The sequence below is a fragment of the Pseudomonas sp. HY2-MNA-CIBAN-0224 genome, assembly GCF_040310285.1.
GTDB lineage: Bacteria > Pseudomonadota > Gammaproteobacteria > Pseudomonadales > Pseudomonadaceae > Aquipseudomonas > Aquipseudomonas helleri.
The window spans coordinates 15,008-28,150 of the sequence record NZ_JBEOPQ010000064.1 but is presented as its reverse complement, the minus strand read 5'-3'; the positions used below and the strand labels follow the sequence as shown (position 1 = coordinate 28,150).

Sequence of the window (13,143 nt, the reverse complement as noted above, 5' to 3'; positions counted from 1 at the left end):
GCTTGCTCGCGATCTTTTAAAAAGATCAAAAGATCGCGAGCAAGCTCGCTCCTACAGGTGTTTTTTGTTCGGGAGAGCATTTGGCTGTCACGATTTTTTGACGATTTTGCAATTACTCACGCAAGAATGACAGTTCAATTGTCTTGTCGTAACGAATCATTTACGGAATACGCACATCATTCCGGTAATAGACACGTTTGCCCGGCTGCTTCCGGCCAGCACTTGGGATATCACTTAACCAACGAATACGCGCCGTCCCTGACAGAACAATAAAAACGATTTCTCTGCGGAGAGCACCATGAAGCAAACGAAATACGTCGCCCGTGAGCCGGATGCCAATGGCTTTATCAACTACACACCCGAGGAACACGGGGTGTGGAATACGCTGATTACCCGACAGCTCAAATTGCTCGAAGGCCGTGCCTGCCCTGAATACCTGCAAGGCATCGAAAAACTCGGCCTGCCCCACGACCGCATCCCGCAACTGAGCGAGATCAATAAAGTGCTGGGCGAAACCACCGGCTGGCAAGTTGCCCGCGTGCCGGCTTTGATCCCCTTCCAGACCTTTTTCGAATTACTGGCCAGCAAGCAGTTCCCGGTGGCAACGTTTATTCGTACCCGTGAAGAACTGGATTACCTGCAAGAGCCGGATATTTTCCACGAGATTTTTGGCCATTGCCCGCTGCTGACCAACCCGTGGTTTGCTGAATTCACCCACACCTACGGTAAGCTCGGCCTGCAAGCCAGCAAAGAACAGCGCGTGTATCTGGCCCGCCTGTACTGGATGACCATCGAGTTCGGCCTGGTGAATACCCCTGAAGGCAAACGCGTGTATGGCGGCGGAATTCTGTCTTCGCCTAAAGAAACGGTTTACAGCTTGTCTTCAGAACCTGAACATCAGCCATTCGATCCGCTGGAAGCCATGCGCACGCCGTATCGAATTGATATTTTGCAGCCGCTGTATTTTGTTCTGCCGGACTTGAAGCGCCTGTTTGACCTGGCCCACGAAGACATCATGGGCATGGTTGAAAAAGGCATGGAGCTGGGCTTGCATGCGCCCAAGTTCCCGCCCAAGCCGAAAGCGGCTTAACCCTTATTTTTTTCAAGACCAACAAAAAATCGATTTCAGGAATACACCATGAGCACATTGAACCAAGCCCACTGCGAAGCCTGCCGCGCCGATGCTCCACAGGTCAGCGACGAAGAGTTGCCGATGCTGATCAAGCAGATCCCGGACTGGAACATCGAAGTTCGCGACGGCATCATGCAGTTGGAAAAGGTTTTTCTGTTCAAGAACTTCAAGCACGCCCTGGCGTTCACCAACGCCGTTGGCGAAATCTCTGAAGCTGAAGGCCATCACCCGGGTCTGCTGACCGAATGGGGCAAAGTGACCGTGACCTGGTGGAGCCACTCGATCAAAGGCCTGCACCGCAACGACTTCATCATGGCTGCGCGCACCGATGAGGTTGCCAAAACTGCCGAAGGTCGCAAGTAATGCACTTCTCAGCCATTGGCCGCGTGCCGGGCGATCCGATTCTGGGCTTGATCGACGCCTATAACCAGGACACCAACCCGAACAAATTCGACTTGGGCGTGGGCGTCTATAAAGACGCCAACGGTCTGACGCCGATTTTGCAGTCAGTCAAACAGGCCGAACAGCGCCTGGTAGATCAGCAACAGACCAAAACCTACATCGGCGGCCACGGCGACAGCCGTTTTGGCCAACTGATCAGCGAGCTGGTACTGGGCACTGATTCGCCGCTGCTGGCGGCCAAACGTGCGGGCGCCACGCAAACGCCGGGCGGTACCGGCGCATTGCGCCTGGTGGCCGACTTTATCGCGCACTGCCTGCCAGGGCGCGGGATCTGGCTGAGCGACCCGACCTGGCCGATCCACGAAAGCATTTTTGCCGAAGCCGGGTTGAAGGTAGGTCATTACCCCTACGTGGGCCGCGACAACACCCTCAACGTAGCCGCCATGCTGCACGCCCTGGAGGGCGTACCCCAGGGCGACGTGGTGTTGCTGCACGCGTGCTGCCACAACCCGACCGGCTTTGACCTGTCGCAAGACGACTGGCGGCAGGTGCTGGATGTCGTTCGTCGGCGCGAACTGCTGCCCCTGATCGACTTTGCCTATCAGGGCTTCGGCGACGGCCTGGAAGAAGATGCCTGGTCAACACGCCTGTTCGTGAGCGAACTGCCTGAAGTGCTGATCACCAGCTCTTGCTCGAAGAACTTCGGCCTGTACCGTGAGCGTGTCGGCGCGTTGATCGTGTGTGCCAATGACGCCGAAAAACTGACCGATGTGCGCAGCCAACTGGCGTATCTGGCGCGCAACTTGTGGTCCAACCCGCCGGATCATGGCGCCGCCGTGGTGGCGACCATCCTCGGTGATGCGCAGCTCAAGGCGCAATGGGCCGCCGAAGTGGAAGCCATGCGTAGCCGCATCGCGCAACTGCGCAGCGGCCTGGTCGAGGCGCTGACGCCGTTCGGTCTGGCCGAGCGCTTTGCGCACATCAACCAGCAACGCGGGATGTTCTCGTACACCGGGTTGAGCACCGAGCAAGTGCAAGTGCTGCGTGAAAAACACAGCGTTTACATGGTCGGCTCAGGCCGCGCCAACATGGCCGGGGTCGATGGCACCCGCCTGGAGCTGCTCGCCAAGGCCATTGCACAGGTCTGCCAGCACTAAACCTGTAGCCGCTGCCGCAGGCTGCGATAAGGGCCGCAGGACCTTCGCTTTCTTTCAGACAAGAAGCCTGGGGCCGCTACGCAGCCCATCGCAGCCTGCGGCAGCGGCTACACATTGCAAGATGAATAAATCGCCACAATCGGCGCCAGACGTAATAAAAAGACAAATTGTCACACTCCCTCCTGTATCCTGCCCTTGCTTTTTAAAAGCGCCGATTTACCCAGCGATTTAAAAACACACCTTACGAGGAGCGCGACGATGCACGAGATCCCAAACCTCCCCTTCCCAAGCCTGCATGAAACTCAGCAGCCAACCCCGCAACACACCAGTGGCGAAAACCCCGCACTGGAAGAGGCTCAAGACAGCCTCCAGGCTGACAGCGAAGACTGACCGGCCATCTATCAGGCGGTGCGAAAAGCTTCAGGTTTTTCATACCGCCTGACACAATTGCGCCACCCTTCTCTTCTCGCGGACAACAGCGTGACTGACACCTTCAGCGACACCCAGGCCAGCGTCCTGATCGGCACCGCCGAAAAAATGATCGAGCTCTGGGAGCGTCTCAGCCCACAAAAGCAGGCCCTGCTGCTTAAGCGCTTCGGCACCCAGGAAAACGCACTGGCTGCTTTAATTGCGACACAATTGGTTGCACCGTTGTAATCTGCACCTTACCGCTCCCCGCAGGACCCCTACCCAATGCCTGAAACACAACGCCCTATGGCAATCACGCTGCAAGTGGTTTCCATCGTTCTGTTTACCTTTATCGGCTATTTGAACATCGGCATCCCGCTGGCCGTATTGCCCGGTTACGTTCACAACCACCTGGGCTATGGCACGGTCATCGCCGGGCTGGTGATCAGCGTGCAATACCTGGCCACGCTCCTGAGCCGCCCTTACGCCAGCCGCATCATCGATAACCAGGGCAGCAAACGTGCAGTCATGTACGGGCTGGCCGGATGCGGCTTGAGCGGTGTGTTGATGCTGACTTCAAGTTGGCTGGCCGCGGCACCTGCCTGGAGCCTGGCCAGCCTGCTGTTGGGCCGGCTGGTGCTAGGCAGCGCTGAAAGCCTGGTGGGTTCGGGGTCGATCGGCTGGGGCATTGGCCGGGTAGGCGCTGCCCACACCGCCAAGGTGATTTCCTGGAACGGCATCGCCAGCTACGGCGCCATTGCCATTGGCGCACCGCTGGGCGTGGTGATGGTCGGGCATTTGGGCATGTGGAGCCTGGGCGTGAGCATCATTGCCCTGGCCACGCTGGGCTTGCTGCTGGCCTGGCCAAAAGTGGCCGCGCCCATTGTCAGCGGCGTGCGCTTGCCGTTCCTGCACGTGCTGGGCCGGGTGCTGCCCCACGGTACAGGTTTGGCGCTGGGCTCGATTGGCTTTGGCACCATCGCCACCTTTATCACCCTGTACTACGCCACCAACCACTGGGAAAACGCCGCGCTGTGCCTGAGCCTGTTTGGCGCCAGTTTTATCAGTGCGCGCTTGCTGTTCGGCAACATGATCAACCGCCTGGGCGGCTTTCGCGTCGCCATTGCCTGCCTGAGCGTCGAAACCCTGGGCTTGCTGTTGCTGTGGCTGGCGCCTGACCCGCATCTGGCCTTGGCCGGTGCTGCGCTGAGCGGTTTTGGCTTTTCGCTGGTGTTTCCGGCACTCGGCGTTGAGGCGGTCAATCTGGTGCCCGCCTCTAGCCGAGGTGCAGCGGTGGGCGCGTACTCGCTGTTTATCGACCTGTCACTGGGCATCACCGGGCCGCTGGTGGGCGCGGTGGCGGCAGGTTTTGGCTTTACCTCGATCTTCCTGTTTGCAGCACTGGCATCGTTTAGCGGGGTGCTGCTGAGTGTTTATTTGTATCGGCAGGCAAAGCTTGCACGAGGCAGCTAAGAACAACCCTCACCCTCTGGCTGAGGGCTTTTGACTTAAAAGTCCACCTTGCCCCGCCCGGCTTTGATGCTGCCGCGTTTGGTCTTGGATTCGAGGCGACGCTTTTTTGAGCCCAGGGTCGGCTTGGTCGGGCGGCGCTTTTTCTCGACCTTGGTCGCGCTCACGATTAACTCAAGCAACCGCTCCAGCGCATCCGCCCGGTTCTGTTCCTGGGTGCGGTATTGCTGCGCCTTGATGATCAACACCCCGTCACTGGTGATGCGGCTGTCACGCAGCGCCAACAGCCGCTCTTTGTAAAAAGGCGGCAAGGAAGAGTTGGGGATGTCGAAGCGCAAATGCATGGCGCTTGAGACTTTGTTGACGTTCTGCCCGCCCGCGCCCTGGGCACGAATGGCCGTCAGTTCGATTTCGGCATCGGGAATGTGCACGTTGTTGGAAATCACCAGCATTACAAAGGTCCATCAGCAGGGCGTGCAGCATACCCCACAAACAACACACCCGGCGCGGTGGCCGGGTGTGTTGTTTAACCGATCAATTTACTTGGCCGGGCTGTAAACCTCAGCAGAGGCTTGTTCTACACGCTTGGGTTTCAACCAGTAGCAGAGCCCCATAAAGGCCACCCAAATCGGCATCGCGAACACCGAGATGCGAATGCCCGGGATCAACAGCATGATCACCAGAATGAACGCTACAAACGCCAGGCAGATGTAGTTGCCGTACGGGTACCACAGCGCCTTGAACAGCGGGGTTTGCGCGGTTTTGTTCATGTGCTGGCGGAACTTGAAGTGCGAGTAGCTGATCATCGCCCAGTTGATCACCAACGTTGCCACCACCAGCGACATCAGCAGTTCCAGCGCGTCGTGCGGCATCCAGTAGTTGAGCAGTACCGCAATCACCGTCACTGCTGCCGAAGCCAGAATGGCATTGACCGGCACGCCGCGCTTGTCGATCTTGGCCAGCGCTTTGGGCGCATCGCCCTGCTGCGCCATGCCTAGCAGCATACGGCTGTTGCAGTAGGTGCCGCTGTTGTACACCGACAATGCAGCGGTCAGTACCACGAAGTTGAGGATGTTCGCTGCGGTGCTGCTGCCCAGCATCGAGAACACTTGTACAAACGGGCTGCTGCTGTAGCTGTCGCCACCGGCGTTGAGGGTTTCAAGCAGCGAGTCCCACGGGGTCAACGACAGCAGAACCACCAGCGCACCGATGTAGAAAATCAGGATGCGGTAGATCACCTGATTGATCGCTTTAGGGATTACCGTGCGCGGCTTGTCGGCTTCTGCTGCGGTGAAACCGAGCATTTCCAGACCACCGAACGAGAACATGATGAAGGCCATAGCCATCAGCAAACCGGTCACGCCGTGCGGGAAGAAACCACCGTGCGACCACAGGTTGCTGACGGAAGCCTGAGGGCCGCCGCTGCCACTGGTGAGCAAGTAACTGCCCAGAGCGATCATGCCGATAATGGCCACGACCTTGATGATCGCGAACCAGAACTCGGCCTCGCCAAACACTTTGACGTTGGTCAGGTTGATCACGTTGATCAGCACGAAGAAGGCTGCCGCCGAGGCCCAGGTCGGGATTTCGGGCCACCAGTAGTGCACGTATTTACCGACCGCAGTCAGTTCCGACATGCCCACCAGAATGTACAGCACCCAGCAGTTCCAGCCCGACAGGAAGCCGGCAAAACCGCCCCAGTACTTATGGGCAAAGTGGCTGAAGGAGCCGGCAACAGGCTCTTCGACGATCATTTCGCCGAGCTGGCGCATGATCATGAAGGCAATGAAGCCGCAGATGGCATAGCCCAGAATCATTGATGGACCGGCCGATTTGAGTACCCCGGCCGAGCCAAGGAACAGGCCAGTACCAATCGCGCCGCCGAGGGCAATCAACTGGATATGACGATTTTTCAGGCCGCGTTTAAGCTCACCTGATTGCGAGGTTTTTCCACTCATTGAAAGCGTTCCACACAAGGTTTGATGTGATTCAGTGCGATGTAGCTTGAGCACCAGAGGCAGTGATCGAAGGGTCTACAACACACATCAAACCCCAGCGCAGACGCCAGGAATCCAAAGTTGTTTCACGAGTCATGCGTCACCTGTTTGTTTTTATCTGTGACGGAATCGAACCCGCAACGCTTGTGGCGATGCGGAGTTAACAAGGCGGGTTAGCCTCGAGGTTTTGGCCACTCATCACGGGGTTGAGCAGCGCAAAAAGCGCGGGTACGCAATTGGGTCACAGTTAAAACGCGGCGCATTGTACACCCGCTCGTAGGCAAGATCCCATCACACCGCCATTTGCAAGACGAAACAAGCCAATAAACGGTCAGAAATGGTGCAAGCAGCCATTTTTCCGGAAAGTATTCTTTACAGAAGGGGTGGAACGGGCTGCTGTGCCGGATAACCTGTTGATTTTGTAGAGATAGCTTTACGGATCGTAAAGAAATATTTCCACCTACAACACCACGCCTGTGTAGGAGCGAGCTTGCTCGCGAGCTTTTAAAGATCAAAAGATCGCGAGCAAGCTCGCTCCTACAGGAGTGATGTGATTTGCAGGCATAAAAAAACGCCAACCCTTTGGGGTTGGCGTTTTTTTTACAGCGCCGCAGGTTTACTCAGGCTTGCGACGGCCAAAGCCTGGACGCTGACCGGAACCGGACGGCGCGCCACGACGCTTACCGGACGGCGCATCATCAACCAGCTTTGGACCCGAGCGCGTCGGCTTGGCCGGGCGCTTGCTGATTTCGCTCGGACGTTCGGCGATCGGTGCACCGCGCCCTGCCGGTACACGGTCAGTGCGGCCGGACGGCTTGCGGGCCGGACGGGCAGACTCATCACGGGCCGGACGACCTGGACGCTCACCTTCGATGTGCGGCTGGCGCGCAGGACGCGGCGCAGCCGGCTCACCATTGGCCGGGCGCAAGGTGCGTGCAACACGGTCAGCACGCGGTACCGGGCGTGACGACTTACGCTGCATACGCTCAAGCTTGTCTTTGCTCTTGGCGTTCATTTCAGGCAGGGCAACCGGCGTGAGGCCGACTTCAGCGCTGAGAATGTCGATTTCGTACTGGCTCATTTCGCGCCAGCGCCCCATCGGCAGGTCAGAGTTGAGGAACACCGGACCGAAACGCACGCGCTTCAGGCGGCTGACCACCAAGCCCTGGGATTCCCACAAGCGACGCACTTCACGGTTACGGCCTTCCATCACCACGCAGTGGTACCAATGGTTGAAGCCTTCACCGCCTGGCGCTTGCTTGATGTCGGTGAAACGCGCAGGGCCGTCTTCCAGCACTACGCCCGCCTTGAGGCGTTCGATCATCTCGTCATCGACTTCGCCACGCACACGTACCGCGTATTCACGGTCCATTTCGTAGGAAGGGTGCATCAGGCGGTTAGCCAGCTCACCGTCGGTGGTGAACATCAGCAAACCGGTGGTGTTGATGTCGAGACGACCGATGTTGATCCAGCGGCCTTCTTTTGGACGCGGCAGCTTGTCAAACACGGTCGGACGGCCTTCCGGGTCGTCACGGGTGCAGATTTCGCCGTCGGGTTTGTTGTACATGATCACGCGGCGCACCGATTCGGCGGCCTCTTCACGCTTGATCACCTTGCCATCGATGGAGATGGCGTCATGCAGATCTACGCGCAACCCAAGGGTTGCATCCTTGCCATTGACCTTGATGCGGCCTTGGCTGATCCAGCTTTCTACGTCGCGGCGCGAGCCGACGCCGATACGGGCGAGTACTTTTTGCAGTTTTTCGCCTGCCGGGCCAATTTCCTGGCTGTCTTTAGGGTCTAGATCACTCATCTGGGCACCTCCCGGTGTGTCAACTCAGGCGTGGCCTGAGGTGTTAAAAATTAAGCCCTGCTGCTCGAACGAGCGCGTGGGGGTCGCGAATCATACGCGGATGTTGGCCATTGCGCATCAATGTCGGGTGATGAAGGCGCCGACTTACTTATTTTTCCGCCGGCCGGTGGCCTTCAAAGCCTTCAAACGCAGGGCGGCTTCGGCCAGCACGGCGCGTTTTTCATCCTTGTCGAGTTTCTTCCAGCTTTTGATTTCACGCTTGCTACGCCCGCAGCCGATGCAGATGTCATCGGTGAATTTGCAGAGGCTGATGCAGGGGTCTTTCATGGTGGAATCTCTCAAAATCCCTGTAGGAGCGAGCTTGTCTCGCGATCTTTTGATCTTTAAAAGCTCGCGAGACAAGCTCGCTCCTACAAGGGGTGTGTCAGTCTTCGAGATCGCGGCGTTCCTGTTCGATGGCTTCGGCCAGCGCTCGGGCTTCGAGTTCTTCTTCACTAAGGGTGGCCCGCGCTTCCAGGGCCGCGACGGCAGCACGCAAGCGATCACGCGCCAGCTCCGCCGCGCTGAGCCGTGGCTCAACCTCAGGGTGCGGTTCTGACTCAGGTTCAGGTGTTGGCTCTGGCTCTTCACTCGCCGCTTGCAGCTCTTCGCTGACCGCTGCTTCTTCCCTCAACAAGTCATCAAAGTCAGTTTTAAGACCTTCTTCCATCGAGTCCAGTTCCACCAGCAGGGTGCGGAAGCTGGTCTCGTCCTTGGGCTCTTCAGGCTCCAGGCTTTCGTCTGCCAGGGCTTGCAGGTGCTCGGGCACAGGGGCGTCGTCGAAGTCGAGGATCGGGTCTGGCTCAAGCTCGCGCAATTCGGCCAACGGCGGCAAATCGTCGAGGTTTTGCAGGTTGAAGTGGTCCAGAAACGCCTTGGTGGTCGCAAACATCGCCGGTTTACCCGGCACGTCGCGGTAGCCCACCACGCGGATCCATTCGCGCTCCAGCAGGGTTTTGACGATGTGGCTGTTGACCGCCACGCCGCGCACGTCTTCGATCTCGCCACGGGTAATCGGCTGGCGATAGGCAATCAGCGCCATGGTTTCGAGCATCGCCCGTGAATAACGCTGCGGGCGCTCTTCCCACAGCCGCCCGACCCACGGCGAAAACTTCTCGCGTATTTGCAGGCGATAGCCCGAGGCGACTTCCTTGAGTTCAAAGGCGCGGCCATCGCACGACTTGCGCAGCACATCGAGAGCCTTTTTGAACACGGGCGGTTCAGGCCGTTCGCTCTCGTCAAACAGCTCAAACAGTCGCTCCAGGCTTTGCGGCTTTCCAGAGGCCAACAAGAAGGCCTCCAGCAGCGGTGCCAGTTCGCGGGGTTCAGTCAAATTCATGGTTTTAGCTCTTTATTCGGCTCGCGCCCGCACGTGGATGGCCGTGAAGGGCTCATTTTGCACCAACTCGACCAGCGACTCTTTGACCAGCTCAAGAATGGCCATAAAGGTCACGACCACGCCCAAACGCCCTTCTTCTACGGTGAACAGCTCAACAAACGGCACAAAACCGCCGCCTTTGAGACGCTCAAGTACTTCACTCATGCGCTCTCGCGTGGACAGGGCCTCACGGCTGACCTGATGGCTTTCGAACATGTCGGTGCGGCGCAGCACCTCGGCCATGGACATCAGCAGTTCTTCGAGCGCGACGTCGGGCACCAGCTTGCGCGCACGCGCTTCGGGGGCATCGAGTTTGGGCACGATGATGTCGCGCCCTACCCGGCTCAAGCCATCAATGCCTTCCGCCGCTGCCTTGAATCGCTCGTATTGTTGCAAGCGGCGGATCAGTTCGGCACGCGGGTCGCCTTCTTCCTCTTCGACCTCGGCCGAGCGCGGCAGGAGCATGCGTGACTTGATTTCGGCAAGCATCGCGGCCATCACCAAATACTCGGCGGCCAGCTCCAGACGCACGGTTTTCATCAGTTCGACATAGCCCATGTACTGGCGGGTAATTTCCGCCACGGGAATGTCCAGAATGTCGATGTTCTGTTTGCGGATCAGGTACAGCAGCAAGTCGAGCGGGCCTTCAAAGGCGTCAAGAAACACCTCCAGCGCATCCGGGGGGATGTACAGGTCCATCGGCATTTCAATAACGGCCTGGCCATAGACCATGGCAAACGGCAGTTCTTGCTGGGCACCGGCTTGCTCATCAACCGTTTCTACTACGTCCAGGTCTGACATCAGGCCTCGACCATAAACGGCGTCGGGTCACCACAACCTACCCGTACAATTTCGGGTTCGTCATTAACCAGATTAATCACGGTCGAGGCCTTATTGCCGCCAAAACCGCCATCAATAATCAGGTCGACGTGTTTTTCCAGCATATCGCGAATGAGGTACGGGTCTTCCATCGGCTCGGTTTCACCCGGCAGGATCAGCGTGACACTCATCAGTGGCTCGCCCAGTTCTTCGAGCAATGCCAGGGCAATGGGATGCTGCGGCACGCGCATGCCAATGGTGCGACGCTTGGGGTGCAGCAACAAACGCGGAACGTCACGGGTGGCGTTGAGGATGAAGGTGTACGGTCCCGGCGTGTGCGTCTTGAGCAGACGGAACACCTCGGTATCAACCTTGGCAAACAAGCCCAGTTGCGACAAACCCGAACACATCAAGGTGAAGTTGTGTTTGTCATCCAGGTTACGCAGGCGCTTGATCCGCTCGATCGCAGACTTGTCGCCCATCTGGCATCCCACTGCGTAGGACGAGTCGGTGGGGTAGATCACCACGCCACCCTTGCGGATGATCTCGACTGCCTGTTTGATCAGGCGCGGCTGTGGGTTTTCCGGATGAATCTGGAAAAATTGACTCACGTTATGTTCCTGTTCAGTCGGTGGCAGCAGGCTGGTCATATTTGAATCGACACCACAATGGCGGCAGATCTTCCGGGACGGGGCGATATTCGCCGATCTCGGACCAACCTCCAGGGCCATGAAAATCACTGCCGGCGCTGACCAGCAGACCAAATTCACGCGCCAGAATCGCCAGGCTGCCCACCTGATCGGCAGGTTGGTAGCCATTGACGACCTCAATCGCGTGACCTCCCGCTTGAATATAGTCGCCAATCAGCCGACGTCGCTTGCTGCGCGTGAAATCGTAATGCGACGGGTGCGCCAGGCTCACCCAGGCACCGGCTGCGCGCAAGGTGTCGACGGTCTCTTCAAGGGTCGGCCAATGCTGCTTGACGTCGCCCAGCTTGCCAGCGCCCAGCCATTTGCGGAACGCTTCAGCGCGGTCTTTGACGTACCCGGCCTCGACCAGGTAGTCGGCAAAGTGCGGCCGGGCCGGGGCATTGTCGCTGTCGCCCAGGCCTTGTTGAATGGCCCGCGCGCCTTCCAGCGCGCCGGGCATGCCTTTAAGGGCGAGCTTGCGGCTGATTTCTTCTGCGCGCAGCCAACGGCCTTCATGCAGTTTGGAGATGGCCTCAAGCAAGGCCGGTGCCTGGGTATCAAACCCGTAACCCAGCACATGAATGGTCGCGCCACCCCAGGTACACGACAATTCAATGCCGTTTATCAGCGTCATGCTCAAGGCCAGCGCCGCTGCGCGGGCTTCTTCGAGGCCTTCAAGTGTATCGTGATCGGTCAGGGCCAGGACTCGCACACCTTTCTCGAACGCACGCGCAACCAGCGCCGCCGGCGCCAAAGCGCCATCAGATGCCGTGCTATGGCAATGCAAGTCTATTTCCACGGGGATTTAATAACCTCTAGCTGACGCTTTCGCTGTCATTGATGTTTGTTATTATGCCGCCACATCCTGCTTCTGGCTGCCACTGTGAAACAATTCATCGACTTCATCCCGCTGTTACTGTTTTTCGTTGTCTACAAAATCGAACCCCGCGTCGTCGATTTCGCCGGGCATAGCCTGACGGTCGGGGGCATCTTCAGCGCGACAGCGATGTTGATCCTCAGCTCGGTGGTGGTTTACGGCATTCTGTTTATCAAGCAGCGCAAGCTCGAAAAGAGCCAGTGGCTGACCCTGATCGCCTGCCTGGTATTTGGCAGCCTGACCTTGGCCTTCCATAGCGAAACCTTCCTTAAATGGAAGGCGCCGGTGGTGAACTGGCTGTTTGCCGTGGCGTTTGCCGGTAGCCATTTCATTGGCGACAAGCCGCTGATCAAACGCATCATGGGCCATGCGCTGACCTTGCCGGACGCCGTCTGGACGCGCCTGAACGTGGCCTGGATCGGCTTCTTCCTGTTCTGCGGTGCGGCCAACCTGTTTGTGGCCTTCACTTATCAGAGCATTTGGGTCGACTTCAAAGTCTTCGGCAGCCTGGGCATGACCGTGTTGTTCCTGGTTGCTCAGGGTATTTATCTGTCGCGCCACCTGCATGACACCGATTCTGCACCGACCAACACCAAATCCGAGGACTGACATGCTCTACGCAATCATTTCCACCGACGTTGCCGACTCCCTTGAAAAACGCCTGGCCGCGCGTCCCGCGCACCTTGAGCGCCTGCAAGCACTGCAAAAGGAAGGCCGTGTCGTTCTGGCTGGCCCGCACCCGGCCATCGACAGCAATGACCCCGGCCCGGCCGGTTTCACGGGCAGCCTGGTGGTCGCTGAGTTCGACTCCCTGGTAGCTGCCCAGGCTTGGGCTGACGCGGACCCTTACGTGGCTGCTGGCGTATACGCCAATGTAATCGTCAAGCCGTTCAAGAAAGTCCTGCCCTAATCGCGGTATTTTTTGCCGGTCGCCGACGCGCAAAGCGTCGGCACTGGCTAAA

At 58.3% G+C, this 13,143-nt stretch carries 16 protein-coding genes; 8 read left to right on the top strand and 8 right to left on the bottom strand.

The genetic code is table 11. The features are described 5' to 3' along the window. The first annotated feature begins 298 nt into the window (after positions 1-298). From phhA to AAEZ03_RS21820, 6 genes are all read left to right on the top strand, one after another. Positions 299-1,090 carry a phenylalanine 4-monooxygenase gene (gene phhA, locus AAEZ03_RS21845; protein WP_350581487.1) on the top strand — a complete coding sequence of 264 codons (792 nt, stop codon included), beginning with the start codon at positions 299-301 and terminating at the stop codon, positions 1,088-1,090. A 48-nt stretch (positions 1,091-1,138) separates the two neighbouring features. Next, positions 1,139-1,495 (top strand): 4a-hydroxytetrahydrobiopterin dehydratase, encoded by a 357-nt coding sequence (locus AAEZ03_RS21840; RefSeq protein WP_123752019.1) that lies wholly within the window; start codon positions 1,139-1,141, stop codon positions 1,493-1,495. Then, on the top strand, positions 1,495-2,691 hold the full coding sequence (locus AAEZ03_RS21835; protein WP_350581483.1) for an amino acid aminotransferase: 1,197 nt from the start codon (positions 1,495-1,497) through the stop codon (positions 2,689-2,691). The genes AAEZ03_RS21840 and AAEZ03_RS21835 overlap by 1 nt, the downstream gene beginning before the upstream one ends. A 258-nt stretch (positions 2,692-2,949) precedes the next feature. Next, the gene (locus tag AAEZ03_RS21830; protein WP_256665532.1) at positions 2,950-3,081 is read left to right on the top strand and encodes a hypothetical protein; all 132 of its coding nucleotides are present in this window, start codon (positions 2,950-2,952) and stop codon (positions 3,079-3,081) included. A gap of 90 nt (positions 3,082-3,171) precedes the next feature. Continuing rightward, entirely contained in the window at positions 3,172-3,348 is a 177-nt protein-coding gene (locus tag AAEZ03_RS21825) for a hypothetical protein (RefSeq protein ID WP_088500399.1), read from the top strand. A 36-nt stretch (positions 3,349-3,384) separates the two neighbouring features. Continuing rightward, positions 3,385-4,572, top strand: coding sequence for an MFS transporter (locus AAEZ03_RS21820; protein ID WP_048386086.1), 1,188 nt, complete (start codon positions 3,385-3,387; stop codon positions 4,570-4,572). A 35-nt stretch (positions 4,573-4,607) separates the two neighbouring features. Here AAEZ03_RS21820 and arfB read toward each other — a convergent pair whose 3' ends face one another. From arfB to AAEZ03_RS21780, 8 genes are all read right to left on the bottom strand, one after another. Further along, positions 4,608-5,021, bottom strand: a complete 414-nt coding sequence (gene arfB, locus AAEZ03_RS21815) for an alternative ribosome rescue aminoacyl-tRNA hydrolase ArfB (protein ID WP_048371466.1) — start codon at positions 5,019-5,021, stop codon at positions 4,608-4,610. Positions 5,022-5,108: 87 nt separating this feature from the next. After that, the gene (locus AAEZ03_RS21810; protein WP_350581479.1) at positions 5,109-6,527 is read right to left on the bottom strand and encodes an amino acid permease; all 1,419 of its coding nucleotides are present in this window, start codon (positions 6,525-6,527) and stop codon (positions 5,109-5,111) included. 655 nt (positions 6,528-7,182) lie between these two features. Further along, positions 7,183-8,379, bottom strand: coding sequence for a 23S rRNA pseudouridine(2605) synthase RluB (gene rluB, locus AAEZ03_RS21805; RefSeq protein WP_048371470.1), 1,197 nt, complete (start codon positions 8,377-8,379; stop codon positions 7,183-7,185). A 144-nt stretch (positions 8,380-8,523) separates the two neighbouring features. Continuing rightward, a complete protein-coding gene (locus AAEZ03_RS21800) occupies positions 8,524-8,706 on the bottom strand; it encodes a DUF1289 domain-containing protein (RefSeq protein WP_350581493.1) in 183 nt (60 codons plus the stop codon). Between the two features lie 97 nt (positions 8,707-8,803). Beyond that, positions 8,804-9,757 carry an SMC-Scp complex subunit ScpB gene (gene scpB, locus AAEZ03_RS21795; RefSeq protein ID WP_350581477.1) on the bottom strand — a complete coding sequence of 318 codons (954 nt, stop codon included), beginning with the start codon at positions 9,755-9,757 and terminating at the stop codon, positions 8,804-8,806. A gap of 12 nt (positions 9,758-9,769) precedes the next feature. Beyond that, positions 9,770-10,588: a segregation and condensation protein A gene (locus tag AAEZ03_RS21790; RefSeq protein WP_088500236.1), complete on the bottom strand. Its 819-nt coding sequence runs from the start codon at positions 10,586-10,588 to the stop codon at positions 9,770-9,772. An 8-nt stretch (positions 10,589-10,596) separates the two neighbouring features. Then, the gene (locus AAEZ03_RS21785) at positions 10,597-11,226 is read right to left on the bottom strand and encodes an L-threonylcarbamoyladenylate synthase (RefSeq protein WP_350581475.1); all 630 of its coding nucleotides are present in this window, start codon (positions 11,224-11,226) and stop codon (positions 10,597-10,599) included. A 13-nt stretch (positions 11,227-11,239) separates the two neighbouring features. Beyond that, positions 11,240-12,103 carry a PHP domain-containing protein gene (locus AAEZ03_RS21780; protein ID WP_350581473.1) on the bottom strand — a complete coding sequence of 288 codons (864 nt, stop codon included), beginning with the start codon at positions 12,101-12,103 and terminating at the stop codon, positions 11,240-11,242. A gap of 84 nt (positions 12,104-12,187) precedes the next feature. Between AAEZ03_RS21780 and AAEZ03_RS21775 the strand changes: the two genes are divergently transcribed. Continuing rightward, positions 12,188-12,790, top strand: a complete 603-nt coding sequence (locus AAEZ03_RS21775; protein WP_123752013.1) for a septation protein A — start codon at positions 12,188-12,190, stop codon at positions 12,788-12,790. Position 12,791: 1 nt separating this feature from the next. Further along, the gene (locus AAEZ03_RS21770; RefSeq protein WP_048371486.1) at positions 12,792-13,091 is read left to right on the top strand and encodes a YciI family protein; all 300 of its coding nucleotides are present in this window, start codon (positions 12,792-12,794) and stop codon (positions 13,089-13,091) included. The last annotated feature ends 52 nt before the right edge of the window (positions 13,092-13,143 follow it).